Genomic DNA, 18,284 nt, shown 5'->3' on the forward strand with positions numbered 1-18,284 from the left:
CCCTGCCAACTATCTTAAAACAATTGGCAGAGTTTGCTATAAAGTTCTGTTTTTAAATGGCCCAAGTAATTTTATTTAGCCGGAGTAATAATGATGTTCCTGTAATCTATAGGGCCGTGATCCCCCTGGATTAGCAGCGGGCCTGGTTCGCCTTCTTTGCTGTCGATAGCGCCGCCGGTAATACCCGGAATCTCCTGCTGGCATATCACCGTGGTACCGTTTGCTGCAATAGTAACTAAGCGCCCTACCAGGGTAATATCATATGATTGCCATTCGCCGGCATTTTTTGCCATCATTTTGTTGGGCGACAGAAAGCCATAAATAGCGCTGAACTGATTATTGATGGGTTCCGGTTCGCCGGTTTTGGTGTCAATTACCTGTACCTCGTACCTGCCCCTCAGGTAAACGCCGCTGTTACTGCCTTTTTGGTAACGAAACTCAATATGTAATTTAAAATCGCCGAATTTTTGATCGGTAATGAGGTTTGCGCCAGAGTGCAGGCTTCTCAAAATGCCGGATTCAACTGTCCATTGGTTCTTTCCATCAGTATGCCAGCCTTTGGTATCTTTACCATTGAATAGTTTAACAGGTTTGCCCCATACCGGCGCCTTAGTCCTTGTCATTAACGGTGCCCGAACACCGGTAAAGTGATAGGTAACCCCATCGGTATATACCATTGTTCCGGTTAATTCATTGCCTTTAACCTCAAATTCAAAATCCATGTTGCGGTTCCCTTCTTCCCATTGAGGAGGGATAGAAAAACTGTATTTTCCATCATGTGGCTTAACCTCTGATATGGGGCGCGCGCTCCCGAAGGCATATGTAAAACGGCCGATCAGGGTGTGGGTACCTGATTTTTGAACTTCCAGCCATGAAGGCAAGCTTTTGCCGCCTTTTTCTAAACTGATATCCCATCGGCCTATCACTACCGGATCTTTTGTTTGTTGAGCTTTGGCCCCGGAAATTATCAGAAGCAGTAATGCCGCAATAATTTGCAAGCGGATAAGTCTATAGGTTTTGCTTTGGTTGGTGGTAGTTTGGTTTCTCATAATGTTTAAATCTACAAACTAACATTCAATATTTTAATTAAACGATCGATTTTTTGATGTGTCAATGCGACACAAACTTCGATCACTATTACGTGTACGTCGATTAGTTTTTGCCCGCGGTCTATTACAGTTTATGAAGTTTTTCATTTTGGGTTCTTTTGCTCAGAATAAAAACCTGTAATGAAAAAATTATCTCTCTTTATATTGCTCTTCATGTCGTTTTTGACTGCCTCAGCCAGCATTCGTACAAAAAACAAAATAGCACTTAACAATGCCGAATTCTCTTCCGGTATCTCAGGTATCGTACTTGATTCGGTAAGTGGCAAGCCGGTTGATTATGCTACTGTAACTATTATTGACCAGGTTAGCGGCAAAATTGTATCTGGTTCGCTTACAGCTACCGATGGTAAATTTTCAATAGGGAAATTAAATACCGGCACCTACCGCATCAAGATCAGTTTTTTGAGCTATGCTGATAAAACGATATCAAGTGTTAACCTGGCTGAAGGTGAAACAAAAAAACTGGGCCGCATCTTATTGAGTCCTAATGCTAAAGTGCTAAATGAAGTTCAGGTAACGGCAAAGAAGGCTTTGGTTGAAGAAAAGATTGACCGTACAGTTTATAATGCCGAAAATGACCTTACCGCACGTGGGGGAGATGCTTCTGACGTTATGAAGCGTGTACCGATGGTTTCGGTAGATATGGATGGCAATGTAAGCCTAAGGGGGAGTCAAAACATCAAGGTGCTTATCAATGGTAAGCCATCGGCCATGATGTCGGCCAGCGTTGCGGATGCCCTGAAACAAATTCCGGCCGACCTGATCAAGAGTGTGGAAGTGATCACCTCGCCATCGGCCAAATATGATGCCGAAGGTTCCGGAGGGATCATCAATATTGTATTGAAACAAAATACGCTCCAAGGGCTTACGCTTAATATTAACAGTACAGCCGGTACCCGTGGATCGGGCCTTGGTCTCAATGGTGGTTATAAAGTGGGTAAGTTTAACTTTTCGGTAGGTGGCTTTGGCCGCGGTAGCTACAATTCCCCCGGTTCTTTTACCAACAGTCAAACGGTAAGCAGTCTTACTTCAAACGATACCTATCTGACTACGCAAAGCGCCACAACTAAAAATAAATCATTGTTCGGCAGGTATAACCTGGGTATGGACTATGATATCAGCGAGCACAACTCGCTTAGTTTGGGTGTAGTGATCGGCGCAAACAACCGGCCTTCTACCCAGAATAATTTCCTGACGCAGAGTTATCTTAATGACGAGCTTACCAGTTCCATGCTGCAGCAAAATAAGATCACCAATAACTCCAACCAGGTGGATGCCACACTTACTTATACGCTTACCGGCAAGAAACCTGAGCGGGAGTTCAGTATCCTTACCGAATACAGCCAGAATACCCGGAATAACAATTTCGAGAATATTTACCTCGACCAAAGCAATGGCTCTGTAACAGGTGGCCTCAAAAACAACAATAACAGTGTAAATAAAGAGCTCACTTTTGAGGCCGATTACCAAACGCCTACATTCAAAAATCAACTGCTTGAGTTTGGCGCTAAAGACATTATCAGAACAGTAAGCAGTGATTACACTTATTTTTCGGCTGCCGATGGTTCGCTTAACTATCAGCCTATCTCATCAGCTAATTTGTCAAACGCTTTCAGCTATAAGCAAAATGTAGCGGCCGGTTATCTGTCTTATACGCTGTCACCTATTAAAAATTATACACTCAAAGCAGGTGCCCGTTACGAGTACACCAATATTACGGCCGATTTTAACAGCGGTTCGTCCGTAAGTATTCCTAACTACGGGGTGTTGGTGCCAAGTGTAAACCTGGCCCGCAAGTTTGATAATGGGGATATGATCAAATTCGGTTTTACCCGCCGCATCCAGCGGCCATCGCTTGAATTTTTAAATCCTAATATCCAGGCATCAAACCCGCTTAATATTACTGTTGGTAACCCTGCACTTTCGCCCGAATATACCAATAACTTTGAACTGGGCTACAGTACCCATATCAAAAATAATAGCGTCAATCTATCTGCTTTTATGCGCAGTACTAATGATGCTATTCAAACTATCAGAACCACCAGTGGCGATACGGTAAGGACTTCGTACCAAAACCTGGGCAAGCAGGATGCTTACGGATTAAGCCTTTCATTCAACCTGTCGCCAATTAACAAGCTAAGCATCAATGGAGGTGTCGATCTGTACCACCTCAGCCTGGATAATCAGGATCCTGATCCGCTGTTTCATGCCAGCAATCAAGGCTGGGTAGCCAATTACCGTTTATTCGGCAGTTATGATCTGTCGGATAAATATTCAATCCAGGCCTTTACATTCCGCCGGTCACGCCAGATACAATTGCAAGGCTACCAGGGAGGTTTCGGCGTGTACAACGTTAGCTTTAACAGGTATTTCGCAAAAAAGAAGGGCAGTATAGGTATAGGGCTCGATAACTTCCTCACCAATGGCTTCCACGTACCTACAGTGGTTAACTCCGGCAATATCAGCCAGCAAGCTGTTAGCATAACACAGATACGGAGTTTTGAGATCAGGTTTAGCTACCGCATAGGCGGCCTTACCCAGGCCAAACCTAAAAAGCCTAAAAAGACCATCAATAACGATGACCTTAAAGACAGCGGAAGCAGTAATAACGATAAATAAACAAACCGGCTGCAATTGTATCTTTTCAAAAGGTACAATTGCAGCCGGTTTACTTTTATTATCTATAATTTATTTAGAAAAACTTTCAGCTTCCATTATCGCATCGGCAAAAGCTTGTGGGGCTTCCTGCGGCAGGTTGTGCCCAATGCCTCCGTTAATGGTGTGGTGTGCATATTTACCTTTAAACCTGGCGGCATAATCAGCAGGCTGAGGATGCGGGGCGCCGTTGGCATCGCCTTCAAGGGTTACGGTAGGGACAATGATTGGGGGCATTGTTGCCAGCTTTTTTTCAAGTTCGTCGTATTTGGCTTCACCTTCGGCAAGGCCGAGGCGCCAGCGGTAATTATGGATCACGATGGCAACATGATCAGGGTTATCAAAAGATGGAACTGATTGCTCAAACTCAGCATCATCAAATTTCCACTTAGGTGAAGCTGTTTCCCAGATCAGCCTGTTAAAGTCGCGCCTGTTGGCTTCGTAGCCTATGCGGCCGCGCTCGGTACTAAAATAAAACTGGTACCACCATGATAGCTCTGCTTTTGGTGGCAATGGTTTTTTGTTTGCTTCCTGGCTGCCTATCAGGTAGCCGCTTACAGATACCATGGCTTTACAGCGTTCGGGCCATAATGCAGCCACGATATTGGCAGTACGAGCTCCCCAGTCAAATCCACCTATTATGGCACTGTCTATTTTCAGCGCGTCCATTAGTGCAATAACATCTGTAGCTAATGCCGCTTGCTGCCCGTTTCTGAATGTTTGCGCCGAAAGGAATTGCGTTGTACCATGCCCGCGTAAATGGGGTACTATTACCCTGTAGCCTGATTTTGCAAGTATGGCCGATACTTCAACGTAGCTATGAATATCATAAGGCCATCCGTGAAGAAGTATTACAGGCTGTCCGTTTGCCGGACCACTTTCTGCATAGCCAATGTCAAGCAAACTGGTTTTTACCTGTTTGATGTTATCAAAAGTAGCATTGGAAAAAAAGTTTTTCCGCGGAGCTGATTGATCGGCATTCCTGGTTGCTGCTTTTAATAATCCACTGCCGCCAAATTCTGCTGCTGCAACGGTTAGGGCGGTGATGCTAAGAAAGCGGCGACGACTAAAATTTGTTATGTTTTCCATGATAATTGTTTTGTAAGTTTTCCTCCGATGTTTTACTGATCGTTGGACATAACAAAAGTACATCAACACACACACTGGAAAAATGGCAGATGGCCCGAACCGGACAGATAGGGATTTCAGTTAGACATTTTTACGGATAGATTAATTTTCGGGATTTTTTTTGCCGTACAAAACCACTCAGTGCGATGCTGAAACAATGATCCCGTAATTTTTACGGGACCCAGCCTGCACTTTTAAGGAATGCGATCAGTTGAGGATCATTTGCAGACATTACCGGGAGCCAAAGATCTGTTTTTTGGCGGTTCCAGAAAAAGCCTTGTGGATTACCCGGATTGGCGAAGGTATACTTATAACGCACAGCCCTAATGTAACGCGGCGGTTTGTTTGGAAAGGGGTTGCCTGCAAACAAGCTTACCGCGCCGGGATCGTTATGAAGCAGTTTCCAGGCCAGGTTATAGGTCCATGGATACTGGTCTGCTGATGACATTGAGGCAAACCACATTTGCCAGTCGAGGCGTAGTTGGTAAGGCGCAATTTGTGGTGGCCGCTGATTGGGCAAAACCGGCAAGCCCTGATAAATATAAGGCTTCCAGTTAGCGTTATCATCTGGATTTTCATCTGCCGTTCCTTCAAATACTACATTAAAGCGTTCCTGGCCTACCGAGCCGAATGCACCGTAAGTATTAACCAGTTCCAGTGGATCAAAGGAGGTATTCATAACCTGGGATGGAGAGAGTAGGTTAAGCACAGGCTGGATGCTTAATAATGCGACTCCCCCCGCAACAATCCATGAAGTTGTAACCATCGGCCTTGATTCCTGTGCACCGGCTATTGCAGCCTCAGCTTTAATAACGAGCGTGCGCGGAAGTATCTTTCGCCAGAAATTATCGTCAAAACAAGCTAATGCAGGGATTATGGTGAGCCAGTTTAAAAAGGACAAGTTACCGCTTACAGCGATCGCCAGCTGGAATAAAATGATCACCACGCCTGCGATGTGCCGGGCCACCTGTGGACCGAAAGTAAACCAGGGCGAGATAAGTTCGGCCAGCCAGTTGAACCATAGGCCAGTTTTTAAAAGGGTATGGGGTAAAAAATGAAACCAGCGACTGAGCGGGCCGGGAATAGGCTGTGTTTCAAAGTAATAATGGAGTGCTGTACCATTACGCCACACAGCATCACCCCGGTATTTGATGAGACCGGCACCCAGCATAATGCGAAAAATGAGCCACCTGAAAAGTACAATAATAAGCAGGGGCGGGGCATATTTAGGAAATGGCCGCATTTCCCACAAGGGACACAGGAAAATTGCCAGGAACCCTGTCTCCGCCAATTGAATCTCCCAGCCGTACCCGTACCAATCCTGCCCTGCATGGATAAAGGATAAATACAGGAACCAGAGCACAGCGAGCATCGGCGCATTGGCGTAGCCGACTACTACCACAAGCGAAAGCAGCAGACCAGCCCATGCAGCCCACAATAAAACTGTATCTGAATGGGCCAGCCAAAAAACAGAAGGCAAACGAACAAAGCCTGCACCGCTTGAACCAAGTGCAGCGCTTACGTGGTTAAAGTAAAGATCGAGAGGCAGTAATCCGTTTGAGCCTATCAGGGGGATGATCTGATTAATAGTCACCAAAAAGGCTACTGCATAAATGATACCGAGCAGCCGGAGAATCATGAAACGGGTTAACCAGTAGGTGGGAGGCATGGGGTGTTGATTGGTGATTTTAAAACATATTACATGGCGTAATGGTTTTTTAAATTACAATTCACAAGTTTTGCAGGTGGGCTTGTTTGGCCTCATCAACCTGGTTTCTGAAGCGGCTTAATAGGTCTTTCAATTTTGGGCTAACGATGTTTTGACAAAAGGGTTTGGATGGATCTTTATAATAATAATCCAAATAATGTTCTTCGTTGAGTTTGAAAGTTTGAAAGGGTAATACTATAGTAATGATTGGTTGTTCAAAATCTGCCTGTAAGTTTTTAATGGCTTGTTTTCCTACCTTGGCCTGCTCTTCATTAAAAGTATAAACCGCCGAACGATATTTACTGCGCATTGCATGTTCTGCAGTACAGCTATGGGTATGCAAATGAATGGAGATCAAAGTTTCCAGGTTGATTTCGGCCGGATCAAAATGAACGATGACGGCTTCGGACGGTGCTGTGTTTTCTCCATCGGATGCAATCCAGCCTTGCTCAACACTGCCAACGCCTTTCAGCGAGCGGAAGATTGCTTCGGTGCACCAGTGGCACGAGCCGCCCAAACCAATTTTTTGCATGATGTAAAATTAGGTAATTCAAAATAAAACTGATCCGGGTGTTTATCAGGTATGAGGAGAGAGCAGTATTTGTAAAATAGTCACGTAGAAAATCATTACAGTATTAATACGTAAATAATCGCGTATTAATACTGCAACCGCACAAATAATCACTACCTATCTTTAAAACACAGAAGCTCCTGTTCTTTTCGCCCTGTTTCCTGCTATCTATACTACTGCTACTACTCAACAAGCTGAAAAGGTTATTCACAGAAGAACCGGCCAATAAGGTAGAGTTATCTTATTTAATGCTTACCGGATTTTAACAATTTAAATGGCTATTGTCTCCGTAAAATATATTGGAGATAATATACGATTATTAATACTATTCTTTACTCAATTTTAAATTACCGGATAGTCATTAGTGTGCGGATTAACTTCTGTATCTGGACTGCAGAAGGTTTTGATACCCATATTATTAATCCCGGTGTTTTGCTTGGTACCGTTTCCTCAATAAACAAAAAAACAAAACAAAAATTTAAACTTAAATAGTCAATCATGAATTTATTATCTCAAACAGTAGAGCTCGTATTTTTAGCACACTTGCGCCCTGAAGCAATTGATGCATTAAAGCCTCATGTTCCATTAATTTCAGAAAGCTCCCGCAATGTTTTTGCCGCTTCGGTAGTTAAAGCTATAGCTCAGAAAGTAAAAGACCCGCATGTTGCTAAAGAATTAAACACTTCAGGTAAAAGCCTTTTTAAGGCTGGCATACAGTCTTTTGATTATGATGATGAATTTTGGCCTTTGCACCCAAAGCCTAATTATGTTCCACTGCCCGGGTCATTATTTTTTGATATGGGTGGTGATGAAGTGATGCTCAATCCTCAGCCTCTGCCCCCGCATGAACAATCATATTATGGCGCACTTTTAACTATGCTGGCTGAGACTATTTCTGTAGAAAATACATCTGAAACCCTGCACGATATAGGTATGTCTTTGATGAAGCAAACTACCCGTGTTCATGAAAAGTATTAAGATCGTTACTTCAAACATCATCGGATAGAATGCTTAATTAACAGTGATTTATCGTTTCCCTTTTAAAGCAAAAGGATTACAAAATATTAAAAAAATAAAAATGGCAGAGAATAGTTTAAACGTAGAATCTTTAGACGCAGGCATACCTGCCGTTAAAGGTGAGAATAAAGGACCCGGTGGTTTTGGCGTTCTTGGCATATGCGATAGCGGGGCAGGTGTAGTAGGCGAGAGTGTAACATCCAAAGGAGTTATTGGAATTAGTAAATCATTTGTTGGGGTTTTTGGAACAGGCGAGGTGGGCTTGGGAGTAGCCGGTTTAAGTCAGCAAAATATTGGTGTAAAAGGCGAAAGCCACAGCAAAACCGAGGCGGGCGTATTAGGTGTTAATGGAACAGGCGGCCCCGGGGTTCGCGGCCAGGGTACTACCGGGCGTGGCATGGAAGCCGAAAGCGATACAAACTATGGTTTGCGATGCTCCAGCAGAACATTTGCCGGATTGCGTACAAGTTCTGTGGAGTCACCGGGTATTGAAAGTAATTCAATTAATTCTCATGGTATTCTCTCAACCTGTAACGGTAAAGGAACGGGGGTAGTCGGGTTAAGTGCAAGCGGTATTGGTGTTCATGGAAAAGGCGGGCAACTTGCCGGTTTTTTTGAAGGCGACGTAACAATTACCGGTACATTAACAGCTCACAATGATATAGTTTGCGGCCATGCCGACTTTGCAGAAGATTTTGATGTTGCGGAAGACACAGTACCCGGTGAGGTAATGGTATTAACGCCAACAGGTATGCTGGCACCAAGTACTCAGGCATATGATAAGAAGGTAGTTGGTGTGTTATCCGGCGCAGGCAATTACAAACCCGGAATTATACTTGACAAACAAAGCAACAGTATAAACAGAAAGCCTGTTGCAATGATGGGTAAGGTATACTGTAAAGTTGATGCAGATATAGCTCCAATAGAAACCGGCGACATGCTCACTACATCAGACATCCCGGGTTGTGCAATGAAGGCCATTGATCCCCTTAAATCTTTTGGGGCAATAATAGGAAAAGCATTGGCCCCCTTAAGCCGGGGTAAGGGGTTAATACCAATGTTGGTTGTGTTGCATTAGCTGTATAAATGCTTAATTAAAGTTTAGCTAAATTACTGATAATCAACATTAATAAATAGTTAATCTGTAAAAATAGTTTAAACATTTTTCATTATGCCAAAGACGTCAAGTATCAACGATGGATTAAATTACAGGAAGATTGGAAAGCCATGTATTATTAATAATTTAAATCAGCCCTTTGTTCAACTGCCGGTTCGTTCGCTTACAGATCTTCGTATTAAAATGGGGCCCTTTAAAGCTTCTACGGATGCATTTGTTTTTGCAAACAGCTTTCAAATGACTGTAGAAAATGCAGCTCAGATCCGGGAACGTTTACAAGGGGCATGGAGTTCTGTTTTTGACTCGGTTTTAAAACCATTTAAAGATGCATTAAATGATTTAAGTGTTGATCTCGACCCGGTAAATATAGGCCCCCTTGATTTAGGCCCTTCTATAACAGTTGGTTTACCAGAAGCTGCAATTGATTTTGTTTTGAAAGAAATAGCCGGAAAGCTTGTATTTGATAACATTGTAGGGAGCGCCGGTACATTTGGAAGATGCGGAGGAATGGCTTTTGCCGGTTATGATTTCTATCTTTCCAATTGGCAAATAAATTCCTCAATAAAAACGCCACCCTCTACCGGCGTCTTAGGCGATTATATATTCAACAGGTTGCTTGATTCAATAGGCATGAATGCGATGGCATGGTTAGATTGGTCGGTTACGCTGCATGTGCTACCTATTGCTTCTGTCGCAGGAAACGTTGCATTAGGGCTTGCTGTTGGAAGTTTGGAAGGACCGATTGGTGCAGCTTTTGGCGGTTTATTGGGTTCACAAATCGGCATATTTGATTTTGGGGGCAAAAAGGTCATTTTAGATCGTACTAAAGACGAATGGGGGAAAATTAAAAACAGATTGGATAACGAAGCTGCCTGCCCTATAGGATTATTATTTAGCGACAGTGTTTCGCCCCTTGGCGACCACCAGGTATTGGCAATAGGTTATGAAGATGATGGGGTAGCGCCTACCTTAACTGTTTGGGATAACAGAGATGGAAACACAACACGGCTTTATAAACTAAATTTTGGTGGTGATGAACTTAATGTAGACCAAATCCCCTTTAACGACGACGGCGGTATTAAAGGCTTTTTTCTGGAAGATTATGCTCATATACAGCCGCCTATAGAATTGAAAATATAATTCATCTTAAAAATTCTGATAGAATGGAGAGGGACTTCTGGTCAGTAATTCAGCTTTAAGGCGGCCCTGTTTATGACTACATCAACAAAAACAATACAATGTCACTAATAAAGTACACTTCCACAAACGATATTGAGATAGCTTTGTAGTACACATGGTATTATTACAGAGCTGTTTAATGATGGTAACCAATAAGTTTATAAAAAAGGCCCAAACCTGTTTTAGTGTCATTGCTTTATTTGCCGGAATTTGTTTTCTGCTTACACAGCATGCACTTGCACAAACCGGAAACATTTTTGTTTTTAAACTTGATGGTAAAGCAAAAACAAGTGCCGGCGTATATTTAAAGGACGGAACCCTGGTTCGCACGCTTTGGAGTGGCATAACCTATAATGCAGGTACCCATCAATATAGCTGGGACGGTTTAGATGACGATGGCCGCCTTGCTGCAAATGGCAGCTATATGGTTAAAGTGCTGTCAAACAGTGTAAATTATAAATGGGAAGGAGTAATCGGCAATACATCTGATTCATTTACCGGGCCATCGGTTTACCATGCTATTGAGCGGATGTATGGAATGGTTATCAGTGGTAACAATGCATATTTTGCGGTTGGGTACAATGAACAGGACGGCAGTACCTTCAAGTTTAATATCCATAGCCCTCAAAAAAAATCGATGATACTGGGCAAAGGGTTATCCGTAAAGTATGTTGCCACAGATGGTTTAAATGTTTATTGGGCTGGTAACGATGCCGGGATCATCAACAACTGGATGGTATTTGGTACCAAAGTAACCGGCGATTCGGAAATCAGCTTTGCCCAAGGCCAGCCCCAGGCCACAAAATATGGCCGAAAGTATAAAAGCGCTATAGATGTTGTAAGTAATGATAAATCCGAAATCTCCGGCCTTGCTGTCCAGAAACGTGGCAGGTATCTTTTTATAGCGCATAAAAACCTGAATGAGCTGCATGTGCTCGATAAAACAACGGGCACTCTTGTGCAAAAAGAATCATTTGATACTCCGTTAAATATAACTGCGGATGATGATAATCATGTTTGGCTCATCTACGCTAAAAATGGTAAACGGATCATCGAAAAATTCACTGTCGATGCCAACGGAAAGCTAATTTCACTACACGTTGCACCGGCCGGACTGCTATATCCCATAGCATCGGCAGTAAATCCCGATGGCAAAACCTTGGTTGTTGCCGATGGGGGGGAAAGCCAGCAATTAAAAGCATTCCAGGTTGATAACGGCTCCCCATTATGGACGTATGGCATTGCCGGCGGTTATGCAACAGATCCGAATGTGCGTAATGATAAATTTTATTTCAACGAAGCTAAAGGCCCCGGTACTTTTATTGCCTTTCAACCCGATGGGAGTTTTTGGGTGGAAGATGCGGGCAACTTAAGAGCACAACATTTCACAGCCGACCGGAAGTTTATTAACCGGATCATGTACCTGCAAACATCCTACAGTTCGTTTGTTGATGGTAATGATCCGTCGCGCGTGTTCTCTGATTTTCTTGAATTTAAGGTAGATTACAGCAAGCCGTTGGCAGCCAATAACGGTTCGTGGCAGCTGGTGCGTAACTGGGGGCACAATATACCGCCCGAATATGACGATAAATACAACAGGCTTCGAGGGGTTTCAACCTTAAGTAATGGTAAAACATATGCTTTGCTGGATTATAGGATCAATTCATTGTTTAGGTGGAAACTGGTTGAATTGCCAAAAACAGGGCCGCTGCGAATAACCGGCGTTGATATCCCTATGAATAATTCGCAGCTATATCCGGATGGTTCGCTCCGCAGGGTTTCGACATTCAGGGTAGGAGTACCAACTGTTTTTACAAAAAGAGAACTTTTGAAATTTACCCCGGATAACGACCCTATATGGGGACCTGAAAATACTATAGCGCAAACCCAGCCGGCCGAACCGACAGACCCGGGCTACCATGGCAATAATACATTATTGAGATCGGGCGAGATCACCTCTTCAGGTGTTATTGCATTATTTGATGGCACCATCGCCAATTGCTGGCACCTGGGAGGAATAAAAGCTGGAAGCGATAAATTGCTTTGGCGAACTGCCATGAGCACTACAAAGGAATATAGCGGCCCATTCCCTGCGGATGGGGCTTTTGATATTGGTAATCATACCAATTATCCCGGCTGCGTTGCCATAGCAAGCGGGCGCAGTATTTTTTGGGGCTATCATGGTGAGTTTTGGAAAAACAGCGAAGTAAACAAATGGACACAGGTTTATGACGATGGTTTATTTATAGGCCAGTTTGGTGTTGCCGGCTCCGAAGCCGGGAAAGGTGAAGCAGCAGCCGAAATGGCAGGTAACAGCTTTGCCGCATCTGTAGTAAAATTGCCCAATGGCGATACTTATCTGTATCATAACGACGAAAGTATCCATGGAGGCTTGCATCGCTGGAAGATCAGTGGGTTATCAACCATCAAGGAGCAGGTTGTCCCCATCAATTTAGCTGTTAACACCCATGGCTTATCAACCAAAAGCATCATGACAGCTTCGGGGGCCTCACTTAGTTATAACGGTTTTGTGGAACCCTTATATTCAGAGCAATACGAATTCTTTTTAAAAGGCGATGGCATTGCTGATTGCCGGTTATGGGTGGACGGGAAATCAATAGATCCTCAAAAAGGAGCTTCAGGCATCGGGTTAAATAAAGGGACACGCTATGCTGTACGTTTGGAATGCCCGGCAGGGGTAACTTTAAAAAAGGGTGTACAACTTTATTGGACGAGTACCAGCCAACATGAACAGGTAATTCCTGACGATCGATTTTATAGTTTAAAGCCATCCGTTGCTCCATCAACTATTCAACTTATGGACGACCTCCCATTTAACAGCACGCTCGAGAATAACCGCTATGGCTGGAAAAGGACGCCGGCGATGGATGACAGCACGAACAGGTATGTGCAATGGTGGAATGTGCACACCAATATTAAAACATACCGCAAAACCTTCCCCGATATTTATATCGATTACCGGCAGGAAAATAAGCAGGCCGTTTTAAGCCGGGATTTTGGTCAGCAAGCTAACCTCAATTCCTGGACATTATCGGGCATTGTTAATTTTACACAGAATTGTGTTAATATAGGAACCGGTAATGGCTTTGATGAAAAGAACGGTGTTTACCTGGAGATATTGGATAAAGCACAAAAAGTAATAGCAAAAGTGTTTTTACTATCAGCCTATTATCGTGGCGATGTAAGTTTATTAGTAAACGGAACAAGTATTTACAAGGCTAAATATGATAGTTTAATGCCGTTGGAAGATCGCTGGCAACTTATTACCATAAAAATGGTTAACGGCCGGTTGCAGGCTGCTTACAGCAATAACAAACTGCTTGAAGTTCAAAGCCAGGATAGCAAAGCAGATATCAAAAGCCCGGCATCTATAAGGTTAGTTTGCTCATCGCTCAATAAAAAAGGCGGTTATACTTTGGGGTTGAATGCATGGAAATTTGAGAAGAAATAATGTGATGGGGCTATTTCGCGCCCCGGAAAATAAAATGCAAAATATATCTGCAAATAGTGTTTATCCTCTCAACATCATTAGCAAACAAATAAAAACGCTCTGCTTTCTTGAAGAGAAAAAGCCAACTGAGATTATTAATGAAATCTCAGTTGCGAATTTTATTTTCGCAAAAATATTCTCAGAATGAAAAAACAATTATCTGACTTACTTATCGCCTTAAAAGAAGGCACTGTTACATTTACTGAAGTTATCGGGTTTATAGAAACCTACTACATGCATCAGCCTGCCGCGTTTAAAAATGGTGATGTATATAATGAAGCCACACAAAACCAGGGCAGTGCTAAGGTTTTTACTTTTGCTCAAATCAACAACCTGAATGCTGCAGACACGCTTTACTTATTTGCAGAACATTACAGGGCTGTACTGGCAAATCCCGATGGTACAGATCATCAGAATATCCGGCAGTTCATGGCTCATGGATGGCCGGGGATCGTGTTTGAAGGGGAGGCCCTGGCCCTGAAGTCTTAACAGACCGGAACGCTCAGTTACATGATATGGGGGACATCTGGCTAAAAGATTCCATTGATTTTGTTACAATACAGGAAGCATCTGCTTCCCCGATTTAATAATATATTAATATTGGTGGTCTACTTTTACCGCGACATCAATTGTCTTATGTTGTTGAGTTTTGTGAGCTGTATTAACCTGTACAGCATTTTTATAAAGCTTAATCGAACAGCAATAGGCCTCATATTTACCAAACGGCCGGCAATTGATAAAATTTAATTTCCATGACTATGTCACGTAACAAAATTCTTTGCCTGGCCATCCTGTTACTTACCTGCAGCAGGTTTGTGAAGGCGCAAAATCTTGCCACTGTTGAAAATAAAAGGGTGAAACTACCCAACGGGTGGTCGTTAACGCCCGTTGGTAAAAGCCTGCCCCTGGGTGATCTTCCTTTAAATATTGCCGTAAGCAAGAGCCTGCATTACGCTGCGGTTACCAACAACGGTCAAAGCGTTCAAACCATTCAACTGCTGGACGCCCGTACAGACCGTGAACTGGATAAAGTGTTGATCAGTAAAGCCTGGGGTGGCCTTGTTTTCAGTGCAGATGAGCAGTCGCTTTACGCATCAGGCGGCGATAACAACTGGATTATCCGTTATGCTATTACTAACGATAAGTTGGTGGCAGCCGATACCATCAAGCTGGGTGAAGCATGGGGCAAAAAAAGCAATGCGGCATCAATTTCGCCTACCGGCCTGGCACTTGATGACAAACGGAGTATTTTGTATGTTGTTACCAAGCTGGATAACAGCCTGTACCTCATTGATCTTAAAACAAAAACTGTCCTTCGGCAAATCAAACTGGGCACCGAAGCTTATACCTGCCTGCTGTCGCCCGATATGTCAAAACTATACATCAGCCTTTGGGGCGGCGATAAAGTGGCCATATTTGACACTAAAGAAAACAAGCTGCTCGACGCTATTACTGTAGGCGATAACCCGAATGACCTGTGCATCTCCCGGAACGGGAAATATCTGTATGTAGCCAATGCAAATGATAATACTGTATCGGTAATTGACGTGCGCAAGGCTAAAGTGCTGGAAACCCTGAACACGGCGGTATCACCCACGCCGCTTAGCGGAACCACCAGTAACTCGGTGGCCTTGAGCAAGGACGGCAAAACCCTATATATCGCTAATGCCGATAATAACTGCCTGGCAGTGTTTGATGTAACAAAGCCAGGTTCCAGCCAGTCGCTTGGGTTTGTGCCAACAGGCTGGTATCCCAGCGTTGTGCGCGTTATAGATAATAAACTGTACGTGGCCAATGCCAAAGGCTTTTCATCGCTTCCTAATCCGCACGGGCCTAATCCTGTGGCCAAAAACCAAACCGTTGTATTGCATGGCGGCGACCCCTTTAGGCCAGCGCGAACCGAATACATTGGCGGAGGGTTGTTGATGGGTACCCTGAGTATCATCCCTGTGCCAACCGAAAAAGAACTGCCTGTTTACTCACAGGCAGTAGTTCACAATACGCCTTATCATCGGGAGCAGGAAACAGGCGCTTATAGCGAAGCGGGTAATCCCGTTCCGGCTAAAGTGGGCGCTGCGTCACCAATTAAATATGTTTTTTATATCATTCAGGAAAACCGGACGTATGACCAGGTATTGTCCGACATGCCCAAAGGTAACGGAGATACCAGTCTGCTGCTATTTGGCAAACGTATTACACCAAACCACCATGCATTGGCCGAAAATTTTGTGCTACTGGATAATTTTTATGTAGATGGCGAGGTAAGTGCAGATGGCCATAACTGGAGCCTGGGCGCCTATGCTACAGATTATATGGAAAAGAACTGGCCTACCAGCTATGGCAGCCGCGGCCCGGGCGCTGTTGGTTTAACTGCCAAAAACAAGCTGTACATCTGGGACCAGGCCAACCGTTCTAATGTAACTTTCCGCACTTACGGGGAGTTTATTAACGCCGATAATACACCGCAAATACCTATACTGAAAGATCACTATGCAAAGGCGTATCCTACCCGCGATCTGCGAGATCCTGACACCCTGCGTTACCAGGCATGGGAGCATGATTTTGACTCGCTGATGCGGAACAATGCACTGCCACGGCTAAATACCATACGTATGCTTTCTGATCATACTGAAGGTACCACTGCAGGCAGGCCCACACCCTTTGCACATGTCGCGGATAATGACCTTGCAGTAGGTAAATTGGTAGAGCACATTAGCAAAAGCCCGATATGGGAAAACAGCGTAATATTTATAGTGGAAGATGATGCCCAGAATGGCCCCGATCATGTGGATGCTCATCGCTCGCCCGCTTATATTGCAGGGGGCTTTGTAAAGCGTAACTTTGTAGATCATACTATGTACTCCACCTCGTCTGTGTTGCGTACTATAGAGCTGATCCTTGGCTTGCCACCCATGACCCAGTATGATGCTTCGGCCGCCGCAATGTGGCGTTGTTTTGATAAAACATCCAACAGCACGCCGTTTAAAAGCTTTCCGTCCAACATCAACCTCAATGAGCTTAACCCTAAAGGAACAAAGCTTGCTGCTATGGCCAAAGGGCTTGATTTTTCGGTAGTTGACCGTGTGCCCGATGAGATCATGAACACTATGATCTGGAAAGCCATTAAAGGGGAGCATACACCTGTACCTACACCGGTGCGCGCAGCCTTTGTAAAGGCCGTTCAAAAAGCTGATGATGACGATTAGTGGTGGAAAAGAGAGCCGTTGATTGCCTGGAGCTGGGCGAGTAACAGTATTACAAGGAGGGCCAACGGCCTGCTGCCAAACATAAATGCCTTCGGAATGTATCCTGAAGGCATTTATGTATCGTATGATTTTCCCTGTACGGAAAAAAAATCACAAGCCTGATAGCTCCGGTTCCTGATAATTTCATCTAAGATCTGCAATCGCTAATTGATCTGTGCAATAGGTAAAGCTAATTTTTAAAACTTTGTTTAAAAAATAGCACGATTAGCGCCTCCATCAATCTGTATGGTTGTCCCGCTGATATAGGCAGCCTGGGCTGATGAAAGAAATGCAACCAACGCAGCAAATTCTTCCGGCTTACCAATACGTCCAAGCGGGATGCTTTTAGTTTTTTCTTTAATAGCCTCCTCCGGATCTATGTTTTGAGGCAGGGTGTGTTTGATCCGGTCTGTCATGATCAGGCCCGGTGCAATATTGTTAACCGTTATATTATAAGGGCCTAATTCGTCGGCCAGCATTTTTGCCATGCCAACCACTGCCATGCGCATTGCGGTAGACAGCACTGAATTTGTCAATACAGATTTGACCGAACCACTAACAATATTGATAATACGACCACCGCCTGTCGCTTTCATAAAAGGTAACACCAATCGGGATGTCCGGGCAAAACTAAGCATGTTTTGCTCATAAGCCTGCTGCCACTGCGTATCGTCAAAGCTTTCAAATTTCCCGAACGGAGGCCCGCCGGCGTTATTGACCAATATATCAATCCGGCCGTATATGCTTCCTGCCTGGTTGATAAATGAAGCTAATTGTTCACTGTCAGTAACATCTACCTGGTAGCAAACCACTTCGTTTCCGGTTTGCAACCGGATATCGTCTGCGGCTGAATTTAATTCAGACAGGTTACGGGAGCCAATGATAACAATTGCGCCCTCTGCAGATAAAGCCAGTGCTGAAGCTTTTCCAAGCCCTTTACTTGCCGCTAACACAACGGCTACCTTTTGATCTAATCCCAGGTTCATAAGCAAATGTTTAAAAATAAATCTCCTGAACCTTCAGATACCTGATCTGTTTGTTCAT

General features: G+C 44.0%; 12 protein-coding genes. 7 read left to right on the plus strand and 5 right to left on the minus strand.

Going from position 1 to position 18,284, the window contains the following annotated elements; translation table 11 throughout:
* Nucleotides 1-71: 71 nt before the first annotated feature.
* Nucleotides 72-1,049, minus strand: a complete 978-nt coding sequence (locus ACFFGT_RS26370) for a 3-keto-disaccharide hydrolase (RefSeq protein ID WP_377025503.1) — start codon at nt 1,047-1,049, stop codon at nt 72-74.
* Nucleotides 1,050-1,229: 180 nt separating this feature from the next.
* Here ACFFGT_RS26370 and ACFFGT_RS26375 point away from each other — a divergent pair, with 180 nt between their 5' ends.
* A complete protein-coding gene (locus ACFFGT_RS26375) occupies nt 1,230-3,728 on the plus strand; it encodes a TonB-dependent receptor (RefSeq protein WP_377025504.1) in 2,499 nt (832 codons plus the stop codon).
* A 69-nt stretch (nt 3,729-3,797) separates the two neighbouring features.
* Here the strand turns inward: ACFFGT_RS26375 and ACFFGT_RS26380 are convergent, their stop codons facing one another.
* From ACFFGT_RS26380 to ACFFGT_RS26390, 3 genes are all read right to left on the minus strand, one after another.
* On the minus strand, nt 3,798-4,853 hold the full coding sequence (locus tag ACFFGT_RS26380) for an alpha/beta fold hydrolase (RefSeq protein ID WP_377025505.1): 1,056 nt from the start codon (nt 4,851-4,853) through the stop codon (nt 3,798-3,800).
* A gap of 211 nt (nt 4,854-5,064) precedes the next feature.
* Nucleotides 5,065-6,561: a lipase maturation factor family protein gene (locus ACFFGT_RS26385; RefSeq protein ID WP_377025506.1), complete on the minus strand. Its 1,497-nt coding sequence runs from the start codon at nt 6,559-6,561 to the stop codon at nt 5,065-5,067.
* A gap of 61 nt (nt 6,562-6,622) precedes the next feature.
* A complete protein-coding gene (locus ACFFGT_RS26390) occupies nt 6,623-7,132 on the minus strand; it encodes a peptide-methionine (S)-S-oxide reductase (protein ID WP_377025507.1) in 510 nt (169 codons plus the stop codon).
* A 537-nt stretch (nt 7,133-7,669) separates the two neighbouring features.
* Between ACFFGT_RS26390 and ACFFGT_RS26395 the strand changes: the two genes are divergently transcribed.
* The 6 genes from ACFFGT_RS26395 (at nt 7,670) to ACFFGT_RS26420 (ending at nt 17,201) form a co-directional block, all read left to right on the plus strand.
* Entirely contained in the window at nt 7,670-8,149 is a 480-nt protein-coding gene (locus ACFFGT_RS26395; protein WP_377025508.1) for a hypothetical protein, read from the plus strand.
* Between the two features lie 100 nt (nt 8,150-8,249).
* Nucleotides 8,250-9,266, plus strand: coding sequence for a hypothetical protein (locus ACFFGT_RS26400; protein ID WP_377025509.1), 1,017 nt, complete (start codon nt 8,250-8,252; stop codon nt 9,264-9,266).
* Between the two features lie 93 nt (nt 9,267-9,359).
* Complete coding sequence (locus ACFFGT_RS26405; RefSeq protein WP_377025510.1) at nt 9,360-10,445, plus strand: hypothetical protein; 1,086 nt, start codon at nt 9,360-9,362, stop codon at nt 10,443-10,445.
* A 178-nt stretch (nt 10,446-10,623) separates the two neighbouring features.
* The gene (locus ACFFGT_RS26410) at nt 10,624-13,956 is read left to right on the plus strand and encodes a FlgD immunoglobulin-like domain containing protein (RefSeq protein WP_377025511.1); all 3,333 of its coding nucleotides are present in this window, start codon (nt 10,624-10,626) and stop codon (nt 13,954-13,956) included.
* A 183-nt stretch (nt 13,957-14,139) separates the two neighbouring features.
* On the plus strand, nt 14,140-14,484 hold the full coding sequence (locus ACFFGT_RS26415; RefSeq protein ID WP_377025512.1) for a HopJ type III effector protein: 345 nt from the start codon (nt 14,140-14,142) through the stop codon (nt 14,482-14,484).
* A 269-nt stretch (nt 14,485-14,753) separates the two neighbouring features.
* On the plus strand, nt 14,754-17,201 hold the full coding sequence (locus ACFFGT_RS26420; protein WP_377025513.1) for a bifunctional YncE family protein/alkaline phosphatase family protein: 2,448 nt from the start codon (nt 14,754-14,756) through the stop codon (nt 17,199-17,201).
* Nucleotides 17,202-17,449: 248 nt separating this feature from the next.
* On the opposite strand, the gene ACFFGT_RS26425 is transcribed toward ACFFGT_RS26420, so the two are convergent.
* Complete coding sequence (locus ACFFGT_RS26425; protein ID WP_377025514.1) at nt 17,450-18,226, minus strand: SDR family oxidoreductase; 777 nt, start codon at nt 18,224-18,226, stop codon at nt 17,450-17,452.
* Between the last annotated feature and the right edge of the window lie 58 nt (nt 18,227-18,284).

Source organism: Mucilaginibacter angelicae, assembly GCF_042434235.1.
In the GTDB taxonomy this organism is placed as follows: Bacteria; Bacteroidota; Bacteroidia; order Sphingobacteriales; family Sphingobacteriaceae; genus Mucilaginibacter; species Mucilaginibacter angelicae.